This window comes from Sphingosinicella ginsenosidimutans (assembly GCF_007995055.1).
GTDB lineage: Bacteria > Pseudomonadota > Alphaproteobacteria > Sphingomonadales > Sphingomonadaceae > Allosphingosinicella > Allosphingosinicella ginsenosidimutans.
In genome coordinates this window covers 1062018-1083700 of record NZ_VOQQ01000001.1, presented here as the reverse complement: position 1 = coordinate 1083700, position 21683 = coordinate 1062018, and the positions used below count along the sequence as shown (strand labels likewise).

The 21683-nt window shown below is 68.2% G+C and carries 19 protein-coding genes; 13 read left to right on the top strand and 6 right to left on the bottom strand.

Going from position 1 to position 21683, the window contains the following annotated elements; all coding sequences use genetic code 11:
- Positions 1–24: 24 nt before the first annotated feature.
- The 5 genes from FRZ32_RS05350 to FRZ32_RS05330 all read left to right on the top strand — a co-directional run bounded on the left by FRZ32_RS05350 (position 25) and on the right by FRZ32_RS05330 (position 2447).
- On the top strand, positions 25–381 hold the full coding sequence (locus FRZ32_RS05350) for a hypothetical protein (RefSeq protein ID WP_147042544.1): 357 nt from the start codon (positions 25–27) through the stop codon (positions 379–381).
- Positions 378–566, top strand: a complete 189-nt coding sequence (locus FRZ32_RS05345; protein ID WP_147042543.1) for a hypothetical protein — start codon at positions 378–380, stop codon at positions 564–566. Before FRZ32_RS05350 ends, FRZ32_RS05345 begins: the two co-directional genes overlap by 4 nt.
- Positions 567–827: 261 nt before the next feature.
- The gene (locus tag FRZ32_RS05340; protein ID WP_158635840.1) at positions 828–1577 is read left to right on the top strand and encodes a Crp/Fnr family transcriptional regulator; all 750 of its coding nucleotides are present in this window, start codon (positions 828–830) and stop codon (positions 1575–1577) included.
- Between the two features lie 106 nt (positions 1578–1683).
- Positions 1684–1905, top strand: a complete 222-nt coding sequence (locus FRZ32_RS05335; RefSeq protein WP_147042541.1) for a hypothetical protein — start codon at positions 1684–1686, stop codon at positions 1903–1905.
- A 122-nt stretch (positions 1906–2027) separates the two neighbouring features.
- Positions 2028–2447, top strand: coding sequence for an SET domain-containing protein (locus tag FRZ32_RS05330; protein ID WP_147042540.1), 420 nt, complete (start codon positions 2028–2030; stop codon positions 2445–2447).
- 77 nt (positions 2448–2524) lie between these two features.
- Here the strand turns inward: FRZ32_RS05330 and FRZ32_RS05325 are convergent, their stop codons facing one another.
- From FRZ32_RS05325 to purD, 4 genes are read right to left on the bottom strand one after another with little or no spacing between them, the layout of a single operon-like run.
- On the bottom strand, positions 2525–3040 hold the full coding sequence (locus tag FRZ32_RS05325) for a hypothetical protein (RefSeq protein WP_147042539.1): 516 nt from the start codon (positions 3038–3040) through the stop codon (positions 2525–2527).
- Between the two features lie 27 nt (positions 3041–3067).
- The gene (locus FRZ32_RS05320) at positions 3068–3169 is read right to left on the bottom strand and encodes an LPXTG cell wall anchor domain-containing protein (RefSeq protein WP_147042538.1); all 102 of its coding nucleotides are present in this window, start codon (positions 3167–3169) and stop codon (positions 3068–3070) included.
- 10 nt (positions 3170–3179) lie between these two features.
- Positions 3180–3608: a hypothetical protein gene (locus FRZ32_RS05315; protein WP_147042537.1), complete on the bottom strand. Its 429-nt coding sequence runs from the start codon at positions 3606–3608 to the stop codon at positions 3180–3182.
- On the bottom strand, positions 3605–4894 hold the full coding sequence (gene purD / locus FRZ32_RS05310) for a phosphoribosylamine--glycine ligase (RefSeq protein WP_147042536.1): 1290 nt from the start codon (positions 4892–4894) through the stop codon (positions 3605–3607). The genes FRZ32_RS05315 and purD overlap by 4 nt, the downstream gene beginning before the upstream one ends.
- A 15-nt stretch (positions 4895–4909) precedes the next feature.
- On the opposite strand from purD, the gene xseA reads away from it, so the two are divergent.
- The 3 genes from xseA to FRZ32_RS05295 are packed head-to-tail and all read left to right on the top strand — an operon-like array spanning position 4910 to position 7299.
- Entirely contained in the window at positions 4910–6277 is a 1368-nt protein-coding gene (xseA, locus tag FRZ32_RS05305) for an exodeoxyribonuclease VII large subunit (protein ID WP_147042535.1), read from the top strand.
- Between the two features lie 15 nt (positions 6278–6292).
- Complete coding sequence (locus FRZ32_RS05300; protein ID WP_147042534.1) at positions 6293–6493, top strand: DUF2093 domain-containing protein; 201 nt, start codon at positions 6293–6295, stop codon at positions 6491–6493.
- The gene (locus tag FRZ32_RS05295; RefSeq protein WP_147042533.1) at positions 6490–7299 is read left to right on the top strand and encodes a M23 family metallopeptidase; all 810 of its coding nucleotides are present in this window, start codon (positions 6490–6492) and stop codon (positions 7297–7299) included. Before FRZ32_RS05300 ends, FRZ32_RS05295 begins: the two co-directional genes overlap by 4 nt.
- Here the strand turns inward: FRZ32_RS05295 and FRZ32_RS05290 are convergent.
- On the bottom strand, positions 7296–7862 hold the full coding sequence (locus tag FRZ32_RS05290; protein ID WP_147042532.1) for a hypothetical protein: 567 nt from the start codon (positions 7860–7862) through the stop codon (positions 7296–7298). The two genes, FRZ32_RS05295 and FRZ32_RS05290, sit on opposite strands and share 4 nt — an antisense overlap.
- A gap of 262 nt (positions 7863–8124) precedes the next feature.
- Here FRZ32_RS05290 and FRZ32_RS05285 point away from each other — a divergent pair, with 262 nt between their 5' ends.
- The 4 genes from FRZ32_RS05285 (at position 8125) to FRZ32_RS05270 (ending at position 15848) form a co-directional block, all read left to right on the top strand.
- On the top strand, positions 8125–11202 hold the full coding sequence (locus FRZ32_RS05285) for a TonB-dependent receptor domain-containing protein (RefSeq protein WP_147042531.1): 3078 nt from the start codon (positions 8125–8127) through the stop codon (positions 11200–11202).
- Positions 11203–11285: 83 nt separating this feature from the next.
- Complete coding sequence (locus FRZ32_RS05280) at positions 11286–12464, top strand: aspartyl/asparaginyl beta-hydroxylase domain-containing protein (RefSeq protein ID WP_243445201.1); 1179 nt, start codon at positions 11286–11288, stop codon at positions 12462–12464.
- Positions 12461–13972, top strand: a complete 1512-nt coding sequence (locus FRZ32_RS05275) for a 2OG-Fe(II) oxygenase family protein (RefSeq protein WP_147042530.1) — start codon at positions 12461–12463, stop codon at positions 13970–13972. Before FRZ32_RS05280 ends, FRZ32_RS05275 begins: the two co-directional genes overlap by 4 nt.
- Positions 13965–15848 (top strand): tetratricopeptide repeat-containing sulfotransferase family protein, encoded by a 1884-nt coding sequence (locus tag FRZ32_RS05270; protein WP_243445200.1) that lies wholly within the window; start codon positions 13965–13967, stop codon positions 15846–15848. The genes FRZ32_RS05275 and FRZ32_RS05270 overlap by 8 nt, the downstream gene beginning before the upstream one ends.
- Here FRZ32_RS05270 and clpB read toward each other — a convergent pair.
- Positions 15845–18424, bottom strand: a complete 2580-nt coding sequence (gene clpB, locus FRZ32_RS05265; protein WP_147042529.1) for an ATP-dependent chaperone ClpB — start codon at positions 18422–18424, stop codon at positions 15845–15847. The two genes, FRZ32_RS05270 and clpB, sit on opposite strands and share 4 nt — an antisense overlap.
- A 238-nt stretch (positions 18425–18662) precedes the next feature.
- Here clpB and FRZ32_RS05260 point away from each other — a divergent pair, with 238 nt between their 5' ends.
- Positions 18663–21608, top strand: coding sequence for a M16 family metallopeptidase (locus FRZ32_RS05260; protein ID WP_147042528.1), 2946 nt, complete (start codon positions 18663–18665; stop codon positions 21606–21608).
- Positions 21609–21683 lie beyond the last annotated feature (75 nt).

Here is a 21683-nt window from a genome sequence, read left to right as displayed (position 1 = left end):
AACGCAGGTAGAATGGAGAAGGACATGGACCTGAAATCGCTCGCCCGGCCGCTTGGCTGGTTCTCGATCGCGCTGGGCGCGGCGGAGCTCATCGCACCGCGACGGCTTGCCGCCGCGCACGGCAAGGCAGAGGCGGCGCCGCTCGTCGGCGCGTTCGGCGCGCGCGAGATCGCCGCGGGCATCGGCATCCTTGCCGCGCCGCAGCGCTCGGCCGGCCTGTGGGCACGGGCGGCCGGAGACGTGCTCGACATCGGCGCTGCCGGGCTCGCGCTGAGCGGCGCGCGGGGCCGGTCGCGCGCGATCGCCGCCGGAACGCTGGCCTTCGTCGTGGGCGCGCTCGCGGTCGACCTGCTCGTCGCGCGGGCGGTGGCGCGCGCATGACGGCCGGGCGGCAAGGCGGGAGCGAGCGCGGCAAGCGCGCCGGCTTCGATCGCCGCACCGGCGCCGCGACCGGCAGCGGCTCGGAAGCCGGCGACGTCCATGACGGCCGCGAGGATTACGACACCGACCTTGAAGCCGGCGGCATCGCCCCGCCCCGATCGGACCCATCGCCCAAGGGGCATTGAGGATATCGCGGCGAAGCTGGCAGGCAGCGGCGGCGCGCCCAAGCGCCGGCGACCCTGAACTGGCTCGCGACCTGTGCGGATCAAGGCCTCGGGGCAGGGGTGGGGTTCCCGTCCAGCATGAATGCGATCCCGCGGGGGCTCGGCGGGGTCACGGCCTCGACTCGTGGATTATCTTATGTTACACCGTCATTATCACCGATTAAAACCGTGGTGGGTCGGTGGCTGAGAGATTTGGTGCTCCCGCCAAAGCAGGGAGACACAATGCCACAAGCCGATACATCCCCCTTCCGGCGATTCGCGAGCCGGCTGGAGAGCCTCGCGGCGATCGGCGCTGAGGAACGGGCGGCGATCCTCGGCCTGGGCGGAATGATCGTCCAGGTCGGCGCCGGCATCGATCTTGTCCCGCCGGGCCGGCAGGGCGCCCATGTCCATTTCGTCGTCGAAGGCGTGATCGGCCGCTTCGCCGCGTTCAGCGACGGTGTCCGCCAGATCACCGCGCTCCACATTCCGGGCGACGTCGCCGATCTTTATGCGGTCGTCCGCCCCGGCACCGCTCCATCGCTGCAGGCCCTTGTGACGACCACCCTGATCAGGGTGCCCATCCAGGATATGGCCGCGCTCGCGCGCACCATGCCTTCGCTGACGGAAGCCTTCTGGGCCTATTGCGCCGTCGATATCGCGGTGCTCGAGCGATGGGCGGCCAATCTGGGCCGGCGCGCGGCGACGCAGCGCATGGCGCACCTGCTGTGCGAGATCGGATTGCGGGTCGAGCAGGCGGGACGCGGCGAAAGGCGAGCCTTCAGCCTGCCGCTCACCCAGCAGCAGCTTGGCGATGCGCTCGGCCTGACGCCTGTCCACATCAATCGCACCCTGAAAGGCCTGCGCGGCGAAGGCCTCATCTCGATGACCGGCCGTGACTTCCAGATCCACGACTGGGACCGGCTCAGCGCGCTCGGCGATTTCGATCCATCCTATCTACAGCTCGAAAATGCCGTGCGAGACGGAATGTGAGCGGGCGGCGCATTAACCTGTGTCGTTTCGCCCTTCACACGATTGAATGCAGAAGAGTCCAGGTCGGGACATGTATCGGTCACGACGATTCGGAGGCCGTTACAAGATGAGCCAAGCTGAATTCAGAGATTCGGACGGCAGCCACCGGTCCCATCATTCGCAACAGCGGGAGATCGATCATATCCTGGCCGATCTTCGCGCGTTGCGGTCCACGATCATCAATGCGTGGCGGGACAGCTCCGTGATCCTGGTCAAGGAGGAACGGACCCTCCTGCGCGACGAAATCCGCGCGACTTGTGAGATGCTGACGACCTTGACCTCGAACTGAGCCGCCGATCGGCGCGATCGCCGCGACGCGGAAGATTCGGTTTGATCCAGGTCAAAGGGAGCGGCCGGCAAGGAACAATCCACCCCGATTTCCTTTGTGCGCTTCGAAGGAGAAGCGTCGCCATGATGATGGTCGAAACCGAATTGCGGCCAAGCGCCATTCACGGCATCGGCGTCTTTCTGATCGAGCCCGTCGCGGCCGGCCGCACGATCTGGCGCTTCGATTCCCGGATCGACCGTGTCTATGGCGACAGCGAGATCGAGACCCTTCCCGCCCATATCCAGCGTTTCCTGCGGACCTATTCGACGCTGCACCGGGACGCCGGGCTCTGGGTCCTATGCGGCGACAATGGCCGGCATTTCAATCATTCGGATCGCCCCAACACCCTCTCGCGGGGAATCGCGTTCGGCGATGATGTCGCCGCCTGCGATTTACCGGCGGGGACCGAGCTCACATCCGATTATCGCACGATCTGCGATGCCATGCGGACGAGCGGGCTCGATTTCGGCGACGCCCGCCAGCCCTTGTCATTGGCCTCCTAGGTCTCGCCCGGCAGGCCGAGCTTCGTCGAGGCCTCGGATCGTCTGCTCCAGGGACGGTTGGCAGCGGAGCGGATCGGCTAGCCGCCGAGCTTGCCGAAGGTCTCCTCGAAGCCATCGGTGTCGCCGCGCGCGAGATAGTCGGCCTGTTCGGCGATGCGGTCGCGCGCGATGCGGCCCTTGAACGGGCCCATCCGCTCGTCGAGATGGGCAAGCTCGGTTTCGTTGAGGCTCGCGAGCTGATCGTAGCGCATGACACCGAGCTCGTTGAGCCTGGCGGCCATCTTCGGGCCGACGCCCTTGAGCTTCTGGAGATCGTCCGCCGGGCCTTCGCCGCCGGCGAGCGCGCGATGCGCGTCGACGCCGAGCACCTCGCCGGTCACGTCGGTCGCGGCCGCCGCAAGTTCGTCGGTCACGCCCTCGCCCTCGGCCGGCGCCGGCGACGCCTTCACATAAGGGCGATCGGTGCTGGCGACATAGGGCTCGGCCGGACGCTTCGATTCGATCCGGCCGCCGCCGCGCGGGCGCATGACGAGGAAGCCGACGACGAGCACGGCGAGGACGGCGACGATGATATAGATGGTCGTGGACGACATGGGCGGCATTGGTCCTTTTTCGAGGCTTCAGTTTCGGTTCGAGCGACGGCGCAGCCACCAGCCGGTGGCGAGGCCGATCAGCAGCGCGGCGACAAGCAGCGGCAGGTTGAACTCGGCAAGGGTCAGCATGATCCCGGCCTCACAGGAAGGTCTCCCGGCGCGGGCGGAACAGGTGCCAGCCGAGCGCGATGCCGATCAACCAGGGAAGCAGAGCGAGCGCCTCGGTCTCGACGAGGAGAGGAAGGACGAAGCCGCCGCTCCCCGCGTCCGCCCAGTGCACCGCGCCGACGCCGGGAACGGCGGCGACCGTGCCGGTGATGCCGGGAAGCAGGCCCATGCCGTTGCGCTGGAAATCGTTGGCGCTCCCCGAAAGCGTTGCCGCGCGACTCAGCGGATCATGGCCGAAGGCGATGCGGGTGGGAGGCGCCATCGAGGCGCGCACCGCGGCGTCGGCCTCAGCCTGGAGACCGGCGACGAAGGCGGCCCCCTGGCCGAGCGGGCCGTGGACGATCCAGCCGCTGGCGAGCAGGGCGGCGAACGAGATCAGGAGCTTGGTCCAGGCCTTCATGCGCCGCCGATCCTAACGCCGCGCGCCACCTCGCGCCAGCCGATGTCGCGCCGGCTAAAGCCGGTCGGAAAGTCGATCGCGTCGACGGCGGCATAGGCCTTTCGCTGCGCCTCGGCGACGTTCGCGCCGGTGGCGGTGACGTTGAGCACGCGCCCGCCAGTGGCGACGAGCGTCCCGTCCTTCAGCGTGGTGCCGGCGTGGAAGATCTTCGCGCCGCCTGCCTCGCCCTCGGCGAGCCCGCCGATCGCGCCGCCCGTTTCGGGCGTGCCCGGATAGCCGCGCGCCGCCATCACGACAGTGAGCGCGGCGTCGGCCGAGAAGACCGGCGGCGCCTGGGCGGCGAGCCGGCCCGTCGCGGTCGCGAGCATCAGATCGACCAGGTCGCTTTCGAGCCGCATCATCAGCACCTGGCACTCCGGGTCGCCGAAGCGGGCATTATATTCGACCAGTTTCGGCCCTTCGGGGGTCAGCATCAGCCCGGCATAGAGGACGCCGGAATAGGGCGTTCCCGCCTCGGCCAGCGCGCGCGCCGTCGGCCGGACGATCTCATCGAGCGCCCGCGCCTCCAGCTCCGGCGTCAGGATCGCGGCTGGGCTGTAGGCGCCCATGCCGCCGGTGTTTGGGCCGGTGTCGCCGTCCCCGACGCGCTTGTGGTCCTGCGCCGAACCGAACGGAACGACGGTTTCCCCGTCGACCAGCGCGAAGAAGCTCACCTCCTCGCCGGTCATGAACTCCTCGATCACCACGCTCGCGCCAGCGCCACCGAAACCCCCGTCGAACATCGCCGCGAGCGCGGCCTTCGCGTCCTCGAGGGTCTCGGCGATGACGACGCCTTTCCCTGCGGCAAGGCCATCCGCCTTGATCACGACCGGAAGCCCGAAATCGGCCAGCGCGGCTTCGGCGGCGGCGATGTCGGATGCGCGGACGTACCGCGCCGTGGGGATGTTCGCGCGCGCGCACAGATCCTTGGTGAAGCCCTTCGATCCTTCGAGCTGCGCCGGGATCCGGTCGGGACCGAAGACGGCAATCCCCATCGCGCGCAGATTGTCGGCGAGGCCGTCGACCAGCGGCGCTTCGGGGCCGATCACGACCAGGCCGATCGAATGGCGGCGGCAGAAATCGATGACGGCGCGATGATCGGCGGCGTCGATCGCGGCCAGCTCGGCGCATTGGGCGATGCCTGGATTTCCGGGCGCGGCATACAATCTATCGAGGCGCGGCGATTGCGCGAGCTTCCATGCCAGCGCATGTTCGCGTCCACCCGAACCGATGAGCAGCAGATTCACGAGCAGAGCCTTGGCATGAGCGACGATTTTCCAGCGGGCGATCCCGGGCTCCTAGCAAGCGAGGGGCCGGGCGACAACGCGCGCGCCATTTCGGTCTCCGAGCTTTCGTCGGCGCTGAAGCGCACGGTCGAAAGCGCGTTCGATCATGTCCGGGTGCGCGGCGAGATTTCCGGCTTCAAGCGGGTCGCTTCCGGCCATTGCTATTTCACGCTCAAGGACGAGAGCGCCTGCGTCGATGCGGTGATCTGGCGCGGGCAGGCGGGCGCGCTTCGGTTCCAGCCCGAGGACGGCGTGGAGGTGATCGCGACCGGGCGGCTCACCACCTATCCGGCGCGCTCGCGCTATCAGATCGTCGTCGACCGGCTCGAGCTTGCCGGACAGGGCGCGCTGATGGCGCTGCTCGACCAGCGTCGGCGCAAGCTCGCGGCAGAGGGGTTGTTCGACGAGGCGCGCAAGCGGCCGCTGCCATTCGCGCCGGCGCGGATCGGCGTGGTCACCTCCCCGACCGGGGCGGTGATCCGCGACATTCTCCACCGGCTCGAGGACAGGTTCCCCACCCATGTCCAGCTCTGGCCGGTCCCCGTCCAGGGCGACGGCGCGGCCGAAAAGGTCGCGGCGGCGGTCGCCGGGTTCAACGCGCTCTCCATGCCCCCCGACCTGATCATCGTCGCGCGCGGCGGCGGTTCGATCGAGGATCTGTGGGCGTTCAACGAGGAAATCGTGGTCCGCGCGGTGGCCGGCTCGGCGATCCCCGTCATCTCGGCGGTCGGGCACGAGACCGATACGACCTTATGCGATTTCGCCGCCGACCGCCGCGCGCCGACGCCGACCGCCGCGGCGGAACTGGCCGTGCCGGTCCGTGCCGAGCTGATGGCGCAGGTGCAGAGTCTGGGCGCCCGCGCGGAGCGGTGCGCGCGGCGCACGCATGAGCGGCTTGGCGAGCGGCTCGAAGCGCTGCTCCGCCACTGGCCGGCCGAGGCCGACCTGCTCGCGCCGCAGCGCCAGCGGCTCGACGAGCTTGGCGATCGCCTGCCGCGCGGCCTTCGCGCCCGCCTCGATCGCGCGCGCGGCGAATTGGGGCACGCCGCCGGGGCGCTTCGGCCGGGGCTGCTCATCCACGCCCAGGCGCGGGCGGCCGAGCGGCTCGCCGCGTTGTGGCGGATCGCCGAGGCGGCGCATCCCGAGCGGCCGCTGGCGCGCGGCTATGCCCTGGTGCGCGACCGCGACGGTCGCGTCCTGACCTCGGCGGCGGCAGCCCGCGCAGCGCGCCGTCTCGATCTCAAGTTCCACGACGGCGATGTCGAGGCGGGCGTGGGCGGCGAGGCACCCGCGCCGCGCCGCAGCCCCTTGCCCGGCCGGCCCGATCAGCCCAAATTGCTGTGACATGAGGATGATCCGATGCTGATGTCGCACAAGGGCCGCCCGGCCCGCATTCACTATCTCCAGGGCACCTATCGCGTGCTCGTCCCCGGCGATCACGTCATCTGCGCCGTAACCCACCAGCCGATCCCGCTCAGCGACCTTCGCTACTGGAGCGCCGAGCGGCAGGAGGCCTATGTCGATGCCGCCAGCTCGCTGAAGGCCGAAGGACGCGGATGAAGGCGCTCCTTGCCGCCGCCGCGTTGATCCTCGGCTCGGCGGCGGCGGATCCCGGCGTCACGCTCGACGGCCCGCCGATGCAGGGCGCGCTGCTCCGCGGCGCCGCGCCGGCGGGGACGCTGTCCCTGACGCTTGATGGCAGGCCGGTTCCGCTTGCGGGCGACGGGCGCTTCCTGATCGGCTTCGATCGCGATGCCGGGCCAGAAGCGCGGCTCGTGATCCGCCGCGCCGGCGGCGAGCAGGTCCAGACCTTGCGCGTCGCGCCGCGCGCGTGGCGGATCGAGCATGTGGGCATGGCGCGCCCGAGCGGCGGGCCGACGCCGGCGTTCCAGCGCCTGCGCGAGGGCGAGCTGGCCCGGATCGGGGCGGCGCGGACGGCCGCGTCCGACAGCATCGGCTGGACCCAGCATTTCATCTGGCCGGCGCGCGGCCGCCTGTCCGGCCAGTTCGGATCGCAGCGAATCTACGCCGGCGGGGTGCCCGCCGCCTATCACAGCGGGACCGATATCGCGGCAGGGGCGGGCGCCGCCGTGGTCGCCCCGGCCGACGCCGTGGTGACCCTCGCGCCGCCGCCGATGTTCAGCCTGGAGGGCAATCTCGTCATCCTCGACCACGGCATGGGGCTGACGAGCGCCTTCCTCCATCTGTCGCGCGTCAGCGTGCGGACGGGCGATCATGTCCGCCAGGGCCAGCCGATCGGCGCCGTCGGCGCCACCGGCCGCGCGACCGGGCCGCATCTCCACTGGAGCCTCATGTGGAACGGCGCCAGGGTGGATGCCGCGGCGTTCGTGGGCGGGACGCCCTAGCCCGTTCGCCGGACCCGGATGGCGGGCTGGCCTGCGACTTCCATCATGTAGTTGCCGACGAGGCCCCGGCGGATCAGCACCGCCGTGCCCCGCCGCGGCCAGATCGCGAGGGGCTGATTGTCGACCTGCGTCCAGGTGCCGCCGTCCTCGAGCGTGACCACCCAGCGGCCGCCCTGCCCGTTGGAGGCGCTCGCGACCGTGCCGCGCAGTTCGCGCACCTCTTCGGCGTCCTCGTCCCGTCCCCCGTGGTCGCGCCCGCCGCCGCCGAACAGTCTGATATCGGGCAACGCGAAGCCGAACAGCCGCCGCCTCGTCTCGCGCACCTGGTTGCGATCGACGACGACGATGTCCCGGCGCTCCGTCGCATCGGCAAGTCGCGCGGCCGCCGCGTCGAAGCATTGCAGCCGCTGGGGCCCGTCGGCGATCGCCCGGCAGGCAATGACCGCATCGACCTGGTCGGCCGATCCCGGCTCCTGCGCGACGCCCTGTGGCGGGCGCGCCTGGCCCAGCGCGGCGGCCGGCAGGACGAGCAGGGCGGCGGCGAGCAGGTGGCGCGAGGTCATGGTCTGGCTCCCATCGGTTGTGCGCGGAAATTGTGCGCAAGCGCGCCGGCCAAGGCAACAAATTCCTCTCCCGCCGCCGCGCCAGGGGCGGGAATCGATTGTGGCAATTTTGTCACGGAGGGCAAAATAGGGCGGCGCGAACCCACAGGAGAATTGCACCCGACGCCGGTTTTCTTAAACAGGCGAGGCTTGCGCGGCCTGTCCGGGCTGCACGCGGGGCGTAATTTTCAAATGCGGCCGTGGCCGTACCAAGGGGATGGAAATGACCAAGACGCAGATTTTGACGAAGCTGCTGGCGACGACCGTATTTTGCGGTGCGGCCGTAGTCGGCGCGCCTGCCTTCGCCCAGGACAGTCAGCCGGCCCAGCCCGCCAATGGCGCGCAGTCCGATGAGGGTCCGGCGATCGTCGTTACCGGCTCGCGCATTCCGCAGCCGAACCTCGAGAGCGCCAGCCCGATCACGGTGGTCAACAGCCAGGATATCCGCCTGACCGGCACGACCCGCGCCGAGGACCTCGTCAACTCGCTGCCGCAGGTCTTCGCCTCGCAGGGCGCGAACATCGCCAACGGCGCGACCGGCACCGCCACGCTCGACCTGCGTAACCTCGGCTCGCAGCGTACCCTGGTCCTCGTCAACGGCCGTCGCCTTGTTCCGGGTGATCCGTCGTCGTCCGCGGCTGACATCAACATGATCCCCGCCGCGCTGATCGACCGTGTCGACGTGCTGACCGGCGGCGCCTCCTCGGTGTACGGCTCCGACGCCGTCGCCGGCGTCGTGAACTTCATCCTCAACACCAATTTCGAAGGCTTCCGCGCCGACGCGCAATATTCCTTCTATCAGCACAACAACGATACCCGTCGTTCGGTGACCGACGCGCTGAACAATTCGGGCTTCGGTTTCCCGACCGGCCATGTCGCCGACGGCGGCACCTATGACGCCAACCTCGCCTTCGGTGCGAGCTTCGACGACGGCCGCGGCCATGTCACCGCTTATGTCGGCTATCGCAAGATCAACGCGGTGCTCCAGGGCCGTCGCGACTACAGCGCCTGCACGCTGAGCGCGCATGCTGCCGATACCGGATTCAACTGCGGCGGCTCCGCGACCTCGGCGAACGGTACCTTCTTCACCACCACCAACACCTACCAGATCGGCAACGGCCGCGTGTTCACGCCGGGTTCGACGCCATACAATTTTGGTCCGCTGAACTATTATCAGCGTCCGGACGAGCGCTACACGGCCGGCCTGTTTGCCGACTATGAAGTGACCGAGGGCGTGCGTCCCTATGTCGAGTTCATGTTCATGGACGACCGGACGGTGGCGCAGATCGCCGGCTCGGGCGATTTCGGCAACACGATCAGCATCAACTGCGACAACCCGCTCCTGTCGGCGCAGCAACTGGCCATCGCCTGCAACCCGGTCAACCTGCTCGTTTCGCCCGACGGGTCGACTGTCGCGAGCGATACCCGCGCCGCAAATGCGCAGATTGCGTTGAACAACGATAACGATCCGACCAACGACGGTCCGGTTCCGGCGATCCGCACGCCGTTTCAGTTCACCGATCCGGTGAGCGGATTGCAATACCAACGCGGCCTGCTCCAGATCCTTCGCCGCAACGTCGAAGGCGGTGGCCGTCAGGACGATCGCCAGCATATCGAATATCGCACGGTGGTCGGCGTCCGCGGCGACATCAGCTCGGCCTGGTCGTATGACGTCTACTATCAGTATGGCCGGACGAACTTCTCCGAGACCTATCGCAACGACTTCTCGGTCAATCGTCTGACCAATGCGCTCGACGTCATCACCGGGCCGGATGGCACCCCGATCTGCCGCTCTGCGCAGACCGGCGGTTCGGATCCGAACTGCGTGCCCTACGACATCTTCGCGCCGGGCGGCGTCACTCCTGCGGCGCTGACCTATCTCCAGACGCCGGGCTTCCAGCGCGCCACGGTCGAAGAGACCGTCGCGTCGGCCAGCATCACGGGCCAGCTTGGCGATTACGGGCTTCGCTTCCCCTGGACCGACGAAGGCATCGGCATCGCGGCCGGCGTCGAGTATCGCAAGGAAGCGCTCGACTTCAATTCGGACCTCGAATTCCAGACTGGCGACCTTGCCGGTCAGGGCGGCGCCACGCTCCCGGTGCAGGGCCAGTTCGATGTCCGCGAGGCGTTCGCCGAAGTCCGCATCCCGATCGTGAGTGACAACTTCCTGCATGAGTTCACGATCAGCGGCGGCTATCGTTATTCGGATTACAAGAATCCGACCGGCGCGAGCTTCAGCACCAACACCTACAAGATCGAGGCGACCCTGGCCCCCGTTCGGGACATCACCTTCCGTGGCGGCTACAACCGCGCGGTTCGCGCCCCGACCGTCCAGGACCTGTTCTCGCCGCAGTCGGTCGCTCTGGACGGCACCACCGATCCGTGCGCGAAGGTCGATAGCGACGGCAATCCGGTCGCGATCACCGCGCAGGATACGGGCTGCCTTGCGCAGGGTCTGACGGTGGGCCAGATCGTTCAAGCCAATCCGGCAGCGCAGTATAACGGCCTCACGGGCGGTAACCCGGACCTCGGGCCGGAAGTCGCCGACACGTGGACCGCGGGCGTGATCTTCCAGCCGCGCTTCATCCCGCGCCTGGCGATCAGCGTCGACTGGTTCAACATCAAGCTGAAGCAGGCGATCCAGGGGATCGGCGCCGACACGATCATCCAGCAGTGCGTCGACACGCAGGACCCGTTCTTCTGCGGCCTCATCCACCGCGACCAGTTCGGTACGCTGTGGCGGAGCACGAATGGCTACATCGTCGACACCATCCAAAATATCGGTGGCCTCAGCACCCGTGGCATCGACGTCAATGCCAGCTACAGCCATTCGATCGGGGCGATGGGCTCGCTCGGCTTCAACTTCGTCGGCACGTGGCTTGACCGTCTTGTCACGGACGCCGGCGTCGGTGCTCCGCAGGAGTGCGCCGGTCTCTACGGCAACATCTGCGGCACGCCGAGCCCCGAGTGGCGCCACCAGGCCCGTGTGACCTGGACTGGCCCGCACGGTATCGGCGCCTCGCTCCGCTGGCGCTATTTCGGCCCGGTGGATATCGATGGCACCGCGTTGCAGCCGAACAACCTGAAGATTCCGGCGCAGAACTATTTCGATCTGTCGCTGACCTTCCGGATGAACAACCACTATTCGTTCCGCCTCGGCGCGAACAACATCTTCGATCGTGAGCCCCCGCTGGTCGGCTCGCAGGCCTGCCCTGCGGTCATCTGCTCGGGCAACACCTATGCGCAGGTGTACGATGCCCTCGGGCGCTACATCTACGCCGGCGTCACGCTCGACTTCTAAGTCGCACAGACGACGACAGCCTTGGATGGCGGGCCTTCGGGCCCGCCATTTTTCTTATCCGGACGATGGGCTAAAAGGTCGCGGTGACCAGTCTCATGGATAGCCAGGATCCGGCGGCACTCGAGGCCGAGGCCGATCGCGCGGCCGCGCGCGGCGACCTCGCCGCCGCGCGCGCGCTGCTCGAACGGACGGTGGCGCTCGACCGGAGCCGCGCCGATTCCTGGTTGAAGCTGAGCGCGATATGCCGCGGGCTCGGCGATCTCCAGGCCGCGCTCGTCGGCGTTTCCGGCGCGTTGGCGGTCGAGCCGCTCGGCTTCGTGCCCTTGCTCCTCAAGGCAAACATCCTTGAAAAGCTCGGCCGCGAAGCGGAGGCGGGCGAGGCTTATGGCCACGCGCTGGCACAGCAGCCGCAATCCGTCGCCTCCCACCTCCGCCAGATGACCGAGCATGCCAAACGCATGCACGCCGCCCATGTCGAGCGGATGGCTGCGCGGCTCGACGGCGCGCTCGATGCCGCGGCCGCGAAGCTGGACGGATGCGAGCGCCGGCGCGCCGAGCGCTTTCGCGACAATATCGTCCGCCGGACCCGGCCATTCCACTCAGAGCCGACCCATTTCCACTATCCCGGGCTTCGCGAGCGCGAGTTTCACGACCGCGAGGATTTCCCCTGGCTCGCAGAGCTCGAGGCGGCGACCGACCCGATCCTCGCCGATTTCAACCGGGTGCTGACGGCCGAGCGCGCGGAGCTTGAGCCCTATATCCAATATCCCGAAAGTGCCCCCCTGCGGCAATGGGCCGCACTCAACCGGAACCGCGACTGGACGGCGATCCATTTGGTTCGCGGCGGCGTCCCGGTCGAGGCCAATGCCCGCCATTGCCCGACGACGATCGCCCTCCTCGAGCACCTTGAGCAGCCGGTCATCCCAGGGCGCGGACCCAATGCGATGTTCTCGTTGCTCGCGCCGGGTGCGCATATTCCGCCCCACAACGGCGTGTCGAATGCGCGGCTCGTCTGCCACCTCCCGCTGATCGTGCCGCCCCGTTGCTGGTTCCGCGTCGGTGCCGAAACCCGCGAGTGGAAGGTCGGCGCGGCGTGGGTGTTCGACGACACGATCGAGCATGAGGCGATGAACGGCAGCGACGCCTTGCGCGTCCTTCTGATCGTCGACACCTGGCATCCGGATCTGTCGCCCGGGGAACGGGGAGCGGTCTCGGCGATGATCGCGGCGAGCGGCTTCGACGACGGGCCGGAGGCATTGTGAAGACGCAGGCGCGCGCGCTTCTTGCCGCACTTGCGCCGGCCGACGCCAATTCCGTGTTTCGCGCCACTGCCACGGCCGTGAAGCATGGCCTGTACGACGAGGCACTCGCTCCGCTCGAGAGTGCGGCGAAGCGCCATTCGCGCGATGCGCGCATCTGGCAGATACTCGGCCTCGCCCATCGCGGCCGCGAGGATTCGGTCGCCGCGCGCGATGCCTTTGCAAAGGCGGCGCAGTTGGCTCCGGGCGACCCGCTGATCGCTCATTCACTCGCCAGGGTGACGATGGAGGCTGGCTTCCCGGCCGCGGATCTCTTCGCCCGCGCCGTCGCCATGGCGCCGGACGATGGCGCGGTGCGCCAGGGCTATGCCGCCGCATTGTTCGCCGAATCGCGGATGGACGAGGCGATTGCGATGCTCGACGCGGCGCTGGCGCGTTCGCCCGCCTGGACCGCCGGACACGAGACGGCGACGCGACTGCGCTGGATGCGCGGCGATGGCAACGGCTCGACCGTCACTTACGAGCGCGCGCTCGCCGCGGAGCCGGGCCGCCAGGACCTGTGGCAATCGCTGATAAGCCTCCTGCTCCAAGGGGAGCGGTTTGACGAGGCGCTTACCGTGATCGCGCGGGCCCGGGCCGCTTTGGGGCCGCAGCCGATCCTCGATGGCCTCGATACGGTATGTGTCGCCGAAAGGGGCGACATCGAGGCGGCCGACCGTGGCTTCGCGCGGCTGGGCCCAATCAGACATGTGTCGATGGCCGTCCGCTATGCGCGGCATCTGTTGCGGGCCGGGCGCGCGCTGGAGGCGGCGGCTTTTGCGGAGCGCTGGATCGACGCCGACCCCGATTTCCTGATGACGCCCTATCTCGCCGTGGCATGGCGGCTGACCGGCGATGCGCGCTGGCAATGGCTCGAAGGCGATCCGCGGCTCATCGGTGTCTACGATATCGGCGCGCGGATCGGCGCGCTGGACGCCCTCGCCGCTCGCCTTCGGACGCTCCACCTCGCGACGCGCCAGCCGCTCGACCAGACCGTGCGCGGGGGGACGCAGACGGACGGACCCCTGTTTGCCCGGGCCGAGCCCGAGATCCGGGCGCTGCGGGAGGCGATCGTCGAAGCGGTCGAAGCCCATGTCGCCCAGCTTCCGGCGCACGATCCGCGCCACCCGCTGCTCGCCGCGCCGCGCGGGCCGGTCCGCTTCGCTGGCTCCTGGTCCGTGCGGTTGAGCGACGCCGGCTTTCACGTGAACCATGTCCACCCCGCTGGCTGGCTGAGCTCGGCTTTCTACGTGGCGCTGCCGGACGGCGCGATCGGCGGCGATCGGCACGACGGCTGGCTGACGCTCGGCGAGGCCACCGAACTCGGGCTCGATTTGCCGCCGATCCGCCTCATCGAGCCGAAACCGGGCCGGCTGGTTCTCTTTCCTTCCACGATGTGGCATGGCACCCGCCCGTTCGCCGCCGGCGAGCGGCTCACCGTCGCCTTCGACGTCGCCCGACCGAATGACTGATCCGATGCTCGAGTCCAATTCCCAGCTCTCCGCCGCCATGACCCTTATCAAGGGTGGCGATCTCGTCGGCGGGCGGGCGCTGCTCGAAGCGGCGCTCGTCGAAGCGCCCACCGACAAGGCGTTGCTCGGCTTCGCAGGCATTGTCACAGGCCAGCTCGGCGACACGGGCGCGGCCATCGGATACTTTCGACGATTGCTCGATCTCGAGCCCCATGATCGCGGCGCTCGCATCAACCTTGCCACCGCGCTGATCGCCAGAGGCGATCTCGATGAAGCCCTTGTCACGGCGCGCGCTGGCGAAAGCGACATCAAGGTCCGCCGCCTCGTCGGCTATATCTGCCAGCAGCTGGGCCGGATGGATGAGGCGGAGGCGGCCTATCGCGACGTCGTCGCCGCGATCCCCAGCGATTATGAAGCGTGGAACAATCTCGGAAATGTCCGGGGGGCCAGAGGCGACATCGACGGCGCGATTCTCGCGTTCGAACGTGCGATCAACCTCCGGCGCGACGCGATTCCCATCTACGTCAATCTCGCGAGGGTTCTGACGAACGTCGATCGCGACGAGGCGCGGTTGCGAACGATGATCGAGGCCGCCAGGATCGCGCCTGACAATGCGGAGGTTCAGCTTGAGCTCGGACTCGCGCTTTCGGTGGTGCGCGATTTCGCGGCGGCGGAGCGGGCCTATCGTGCCGCGATCAGGAACAGCACCGGTTTCACCCCCGCTTATCTCGAACTGGGCCTCCTGCTCGAGCGGCTGAACCGGTTCGACGAGATCGAGGCGTTGATCGAGGAGGCGCGCAGCCGCGGCGCCGCCGGTCCCGAGATCGATTTCGTCCGCGCGCTGGGCCTGCGTCGCCAGGGCCGCAGCGAGGAAGCGCTGGCGCTTGCCGAATCAACGCCCCCGACCATCAACCGCAATCGGCGCGCGCATCTGCTCGCCCAACTCTACGACAGCGTCGGCGATTTCGACAGCGCCTATGCGGCCTATGTGGAGATGAACGAGGCCGCGCTTGTCGAGCGGCGGCTTCCCGACGGGCCGACGTTTGTCGAGAAAGTGGAGGGAAGCGCCGCGCTGCTGACGCCCGAGCGGGTTACCGCCTGGCCGCCCGTCTCGGTCGACCATGATCCCCCGGCGCCGATCTTCCTGATTGGCTTCCCAAGGTCGGGCACGACGCTGCTCGACACGTTGCTGATGAATCTTCCGAATCTCCACGTTCTCGAGGAGGTCGAGATCGTCTCGCGCGTGGAGGAGGCGCTCGGCGGGGACGAGCGGATCGCGTCTTTGACGGATGCCGAGGCGAACGTGTTGCGGCGGCGCTATTTCGAAGTGCTGGATCAAATCGAGCCGGCGGCGCCGGGCCAGACGGTCGTCGACAAATATCCGCTGCACATGGTGCGCATGCCGCTCATTCACCGCATCTTCCCGGATGCCAAGGTGATCTTCGCCGAGCGCCATCCGTGCGACTGCGTGTTGAGCTGCTTCACCTCCAATTTCAATCTCAACCACGCGATGGTCAATTTCGTGACGCTGGAAGGAGCCGCAAGGCTGTACGACACGGTATTCGATGCTTGGACCCGCGCGCGCGATCTCTTGCCGATCGACGTGCATCATGTCCGCTACGAGCGGATGGTGGTCGACGCCGAGAGCGAAATGCGTGGCCTGCTCGATTTTCTCGGCCTGCCTTGGGATCCCAAGGTCCTCGACAATCAGGGCAGCGCGGCGCGCCGCGCGCATATCCGCACGCCCAGCTATTCGCAGGTGACGCAGCCGATCTACAACCGCTCGGCCGGGCGCTGGCATCGCTACCGTAAGTTCATGGAGCCGGTGCTGCCGATCCTCGCCCCCTGGGCCGAGCGCATGGGATACGAGATCTAGGCGACCGCCAGCTTCAGCGCGCCGTCGCCTTCGTCGACCTTGACCGTCTGGCCGTCCTTCACCTCGCCTTTGAGGATCGCATCGGCGAGCGGGTCCTGCAGATATTTCTGCACCGCGCGCTTGAGCGGCCTTGCGCCATAGACCGGATCGTAGCCGACCCGGCCGAGCCAGGCGCGCGCGCCGTCGGTGAGTTCCAGCGCGATCTTGCGATCCTGGAGCAGCTTCTGGACGCGGGCGACCTGGATGTCGACGATCGGCCCCATGTGCGACGGCCCGAGCCGGTGGAAGAGGATGATCTCGTCCAGCCGGTTGAGGAATTCGGGCCGGAAATGGCCGCGCACGATCTCCATCACCTGGGGCTCGACGCTCTCGACGCTCTGATCGTCGGCCAGGCCGGTCAGGAACTGGCTGCCGAGGTTGGAGGTCAGGATGATGATCGTGTTGGTGAAATCGACCGTGCGGCCCTGCCCGTCGGTAAGCCGCCCATCGTCGAGCACCTGGAGCAGGACGTTGAACACGTCGCCATGCGCCTTTTCCACCTCGTCGAACAGGACGACCTGATAGGGCCGGCGGCGGACCGCCTCGGTCAGCACGCCGCCTTCCTCATAGCCGACATAGCCCGGCGGCGCGCCGATCAACCGCGCGACGCTGTGCTTTTCCATGAATTCCGACATGTCGATGCGGACCATCGCCGAATCGTCGTCGAACAGGAATCCGGCGAGCGCGCGGGTGAGCTCGGTCTTGCCGACGCCGGTGGGGCCGAGGAACAGGAAGCTGCCAAGCGGCCGGTTCGGGTCCTGAAGGCCGGCTCGGGCGCGGCGGATGGCCCGGCTGACCGCCTCGACCGCCTCCTTCTGGCCGATCACGCGCTTGCCGAGCGCCTCTTCCATGGCGAGGAGCTTCTCGCGCTCTCCCTCCAGCATCTTGTCGACCGGAATGCCGGTCCAGCGCGAGACGACGGCGGCGATATCCTCGCTCGTCACCTCCTCGCGAAGCATCGCGCTGGAGCTCGCCGCCTGCGCCTCCTCGAGCTGGCGCTCCAGGCCGGGGATGACGCCGTAGGACAGCTCGCCCGCTTTCGCGAGATCGCCGGAGCGCTGGGCCTGCTCGAGCTGGAGCTTCGCCGCGTCGAGCTGCTCCTTGATCTTCGCCTCGGCGTGGATCTTCTCCTTTTCCGCCTGCCAGCGCGCGGTCAGCTCGGCCGACTGCTCCTCGAGCGCGGCGAGATCGCCCTCCAGAGTCTTCAGGCGGTCCTTGGACGCCGCGTCGCTTTCCTTGCGGAGCGCCTCGCGCTCGATCTTGAGCTGGATGATGCGGCGATCGAGCGTCTCGATCTCCTCGGGCTTGGATTCGACCTCCATGCGGATCCGGCTCGCCGCCTCGTCCATCAGGTCGATCGCCTTGTCCGGGAGGAAACGATCGGTGATGTAGCGGTTGGACAGCGTGGCCGCGGAGACGAGCGCGGAATCGGTGATCCGGACGCCGTGGTGGAGCTCGTATTTCTCCTTGAGCCCGCGCAGGATCGAGATCGTGTCCTCGACGGTCGGCTCGCCGATGAAGACCGGTTGGAAGCGCCGCTGCAGCGCCGGGTCCTTTTCGACATATTTGCGATATTCGTCGAGCGTCGTCGCGCCGATGCAGTGGAGCTCGCCGCGGGCGAGGGCCGGCTTCAGCAGATTGCCGGCGTCCATCGCGCCTTCGCTTTTCCCGGCGCCGATCAGCGTGTGCATCTCGTCGATGAACAGGATGATGTCGCCCTCGGCCTGCTTGACCTCGTCGAGCACCCCTTTCAGTCGCTCCTCGAATTCGCCCCGATATTTCGCGCCGGCGATCAGCGCGCCGAGATCGAGCGCCATCAGCCGACGATCCTTGAGGCTGTCGGGGACATCCCCATTCGCGATTCGCAGCGCCAAGCCTTCGGCGATCGCCGTCTTGCCGACGCCGGGATCGCCGATCAGCACCGGATTGTTCTTGGTCCGCCGGGCGAGGATCTGGACGGTGCGGCGGATTTCCTCGTCGCGGCCGATGACCGGATCGAGCTTGCCGTCCCTGGCGGCCTGGGTGAGATCGCGCGCGAATTTCTTGAGCGCGTCATAGCGATCCTCGGCCGAGGCCGTGTCGGCGGTGCGCCCGCCGCGCAATTCGTTGATCGCGGCGTTGAGCGCGTCGGCCTTGAGGCCGGCCGCGGCCAGCGCCTTGCCCGCATCGGTGGTGGAGGCGAGGGTGAGGGCGAGCAGCAGCCGCTCGACCGTCACATAGGAATCGCCCGCCTTCTGGGCGATCTGTTCGGCCTGGTCGAGCAGGCGGATCGTCTCGCCGTCCAGCGCCGGGGCGGCATTGGCGCCGCTGCCCGACACGGCCGGAATTTTCGCCAGCGCCGCATCGGTTTCGCGCCGCGCCGCCGCGGCATCACCGCCGGCCCTTGCGATGAGGCCCGAGGCCATGCCCTGATCGTCCTCAAGCAGCGCCTTCAACAGGTGCGCGGGCGCGATCCGCTGGTGGTTCATCCTCAGCGCGACGGTCTGCGCCGCCTGGAGGAAGCCGCGCGCGCGTTCGGTGAATTTCTCGAGGTTCATGTCGGTCCCTGTTCCGGTTCAGCGCCCGATGTAGTGTTGCATTTTTGCCACGCAAGCGCATCCTAGAACAGTTGGGTGGCGGGGCAAGCGTCATCGTGACACGGGCCGGTCGCGATGTGGCCGCCGGGGCATGCGCATTCGTCGTTGCACTTGCGTTTCCTGGTTTTTTCGGCGGCCGTATTGCATTGACCGCACACCGCGCTAAGGTCCACGGCTTGTGATTTCCCGGGGGTATTCCATGCGCAAGTTGTTGACCTCATTCGCCCTTGCGGCCGGCCTGTCGGTCGCCGGCCTCGTTTCGTCCGGCCCAGCCGCGATCGCGCAGCCGGCGTCGACATCGGGCGGATCGATCCAGCAGCTGGTGTCGGCGGTGAACATCCCGCATGAGGAATTCACCCTGCCCAACGGCCTGCGCGTGATCGTCCATGAGGATCACAAGGCGCCGATCGTCGCCGTTTCCGTCTGGTATTCGATCGGCTCCAAGGACGAGCCCCAGGGGCGCACCGGCTTCGCCCACCTGTTCGAACATCTCATGTTCGGTGGATCGGAGAACAGCAACACGAGCTATTTCGAGCCGATGCAGCAGATCGGCGCGACCGACATGAACGGCACGACCTGGTTCGACCGCACCAATTATTTCGAGACCGTCCCGCGCGGCGCGCTCGATCGCGCCCTGTTCCTCGAATCGGATCGCATGGGCCACCTGCTCGGCGCGGTGACGCAGCAGAAGCTCGATATCCAGCGCGGTGTCGTCCAGAACGAGAAGCGCCAGGGCGACAACCAGCCCTTCGGCCTCGTCGAATATCACGAGCTCAACGCGCTGTTCCCGGAAGGCCACCCCTATCATCACTCGACGATCGGCTCGATGGCCGATCTCGACCAGGCCTCGCTCCAGACGGTGCAACAGTGGTTCCGCGACCATTATGGCCCGAACAATGCCGTGCTCGTGCTCGCCGGCGACATCACGCTCGCCGATGCCCGCCAGCTTGTCGCGCGCTATTTCGGCGATATTCCGCGCGGGCCGCAAAACCATCCGGCCGAGGCCAGCGTGCCGACGCTTGAGGCCCGGATCGACGAGACGATGCACGATCACGTGCCCGCCACCCGCCTTTATCGCGAGTGGGTCGTCCCCGGCATCCTTGATGAATCGCAGGCGCCCCTCGATGTCGCCGCCGGCGTCCTGGGCGGACTTGCCAGTTCGCGCCTCGACAATGCCCTCGTCCGCGGCGATCAGACCGCGGTCAGCGTGAGCGCCGATGTCGAGACCTTCCACCGCGTCAGCTTCTTCAAGGTCCAGGTGGACCTGAAGCCGGGCGCCGACGCCGATGCGGTGTCGCGCCGGCTGGACCAGATCATCGCCGATTACATCGCCCACGGCCCGACCGCGGACGAAGTGCAGCGCTACGTCACCAGCTCGGTGGCCAGCCGCATCCGCGGGCTCGAGCAGGTCGGCGGCTTCGGCGGCAAGGCGGTCGCCCTCGCGGAGGGCGCGCTCTACGCCAATGACGCCAATTTCTACCGCCGTCAGCTCGCGGCCCTCGCCGCCGTCACCCCGGAAAGCGCGCGCGCGGCGATGCAGCATTGGCTGACCCGCCCGGTCTATGCCCTGCGCGTCGACCCGGGCGAGCGCGAACCCTATGAGGAGGCAGCAGGTTCGGGCGGCGCCGCGTCGTCGCACATGCCGCGTTACTATCGCACGCCCCGCGCCGACGAGCATCCGCTCGCGCCGAACCCGTCGGCGACCGCCAACGACGCTGCGCCCGCGACCGGGCGGCGCCCGCTCGCCTATGACGTCGATCGCTCGCATCTGCCGCCTGTCGGGGAGATCGCCGATCTCCAGTTCCCGCGGATCGAGCATGCCCGCCTGTCCAACGGCATCGAGGTGACCTTCGCGCGCCGCACGGCCGTCCCGGTGGTCCGCGTCTCCGTCCAGTTCGATGCCGGTTATGCCGCCGATCGGCCGGAAACGTCCGGCCTCCAGAGCTTCATGGCCGCGCTGCTCGACGAGGGCACCGCGTCGCTGAACTCGATCCAGGTCGCGGAGGCGCGCGAGCGGCTCGGCGCCCAGATCACCGCAGGGGCGGGCCTCGATCGCACCTCGGTCACGCTGGCGGCGCTGAAGCCGATGCTCGGCCAGTCGCTCGATCTCATGGCCGACATCATCAAGAATCCGGCCTTTGCCCAGAATGAGATCGATCGCCTGCGCGGGCAGCGCCTGGCGCAGATCGCGGCGGAAATGTCGCAGCCGCAGGGCATCGCGCTGCGGACCTTGCCGCCGTTGCTCTACGGCACCGGCTATCCCTACGGGACGCCGTTCACCGGATCGGGCTCGCCGGAGGCGGTGCGCGGCTTCACCCGCGACCAGATCGTCGCCGCGCATGACGCATGGATCCGCCCGGATACGGCGCAGATCTTCGTGGTCGGCGACACCACCCTGGCCGAGATCGTGCCGATGCTCGAAGCCCGCTTCGGAAACTGGCGCGCGCCGTCCGTTGCGCGCGGAACGAAGAGCTTCGCCACCGCGATTCCGGACCCGCGTCCGCGGATCATCCTGGTCGATCGTCCGCAATCGCCGCAGTCGCTGATCCTTGGCGGCGCCGTGCTCGGCGTGAACGGGACCGACGACCTGCTCGATCTCACCGCGGCCAACGACGTGCTCGGCGGGAGCTTCCTGTCGCGGCTCAATACCGAGCTGCGGGAGACGCGGCACTGGTCCTACGGTGTCTTCGGCATCGTAAACCAGGTCCAGCACCGGGTGCCCTATATCGTCTTCGCCCCGGTCCAGGCGGACCATACGGGCGATGCGCTCGGGGCGCTGCGCACGCAGATGACGGAGTTCCTGGGGTCGCGCGGCGTCACCGCCGACGAGCTCGAGCGCACCGTCAACGGCGGCATTCGCGAGCTGCCCGGCAGCTTCGAGACGTCGGCCGCCGTGCTCGGCGCGCTGCAGCAGAACGCGCTCTATGGCCGGCCGGACAATTATTATGACACGCTCGCCAGCCGCTATCGCGCGATGACCCCGAGCCAGCTCGACGCCGTGGCGCGCCGCACGATCGATCCGTCCAAGTTCATCTGGGTGGTGGTCGGCGATGCCTCGCGGGTCCGCAGCCAGCTCGAGCCGCTTGGTCTGCCGATCGAAACGGTGGGCGCGCCCGCGGCCGCCGCGGCGCCGGCCGCGCACTGATCCCGGATCGGGCGGGGGCAACGGCTCCCGCCCGTCCGTTTCCGTTCCGGAATCGGCCGAACCGCGCGGGCGCGC

Coding starts and splice junctions, on each gene's coding strand:
- xseA (WP_147042535.1), top strand. CDS start 4,910: ATGAGCGACGATTTTCCAGCGGGCGATCCCGGGCTCCTAGCAAGCGAG.
- FRZ32_RS05285 (WP_147042531.1), top strand. CDS start 8,125: ATGACCAAGACGCAGATTTTGACGAAGCTGCTGGCGACGACCGTATTT.
- FRZ32_RS05325 (WP_147042539.1), bottom strand. CDS start 3,040: ATGTCGTCCACGACCATCTATATCATCGTCGCCGTCCTCGCCGTGCTC.
- FRZ32_RS05340 (WP_158635840.1), top strand. CDS start 828: ATGCCACAAGCCGATACATCCCCCTTCCGGCGATTCGCGAGCCGGCTG.
- FRZ32_RS05350 (WP_147042544.1), top strand. CDS start 25: ATGGACCTGAAATCGCTCGCCCGGCCGCTTGGCTGGTTCTCGATCGCG.
- FRZ32_RS05300 (WP_147042534.1), top strand. CDS start 6,293: ATGCTGATGTCGCACAAGGGCCGCCCGGCCCGCATTCACTATCTCCAG.
- clpB (WP_147042529.1), bottom strand. CDS start 18,424: ATGAACCTCGAGAAATTCACCGAACGCGCGCGCGGCTTCCTCCAGGCG.
- FRZ32_RS05270 (WP_243445200.1), top strand. CDS start 13,965: ATGACTGATCCGATGCTCGAGTCCAATTCCCAGCTCTCCGCCGCCATG.
- FRZ32_RS05335 (WP_147042541.1), top strand. CDS start 1,684: ATGAGCCAAGCTGAATTCAGAGATTCGGACGGCAGCCACCGGTCCCAT.
- FRZ32_RS05345 (WP_147042543.1), top strand. CDS start 378: ATGACGGCCGGGCGGCAAGGCGGGAGCGAGCGCGGCAAGCGCGCCGGC.
- FRZ32_RS05330 (WP_147042540.1), top strand. CDS start 2,028: ATGATGATGGTCGAAACCGAATTGCGGCCAAGCGCCATTCACGGCATC.
- FRZ32_RS05320 (WP_147042538.1), bottom strand. CDS start 3,169: ATGCTGACCCTTGCCGAGTTCAACCTGCCGCTGCTTGTCGCCGCGCTG.
- FRZ32_RS05290 (WP_147042532.1), bottom strand. CDS start 7,862: ATGACCTCGCGCCACCTGCTCGCCGCCGCCCTGCTCGTCCTGCCGGCC.
- FRZ32_RS05315 (WP_147042537.1), bottom strand. CDS start 3,608: ATGAAGGCCTGGACCAAGCTCCTGATCTCGTTCGCCGCCCTGCTCGCC.
- FRZ32_RS05295 (WP_147042533.1), top strand. CDS start 6,490: ATGAAGGCGCTCCTTGCCGCCGCCGCGTTGATCCTCGGCTCGGCGGCG.
- FRZ32_RS05260 (WP_147042528.1), top strand. CDS start 18,663: ATGCGCAAGTTGTTGACCTCATTCGCCCTTGCGGCCGGCCTGTCGGTC.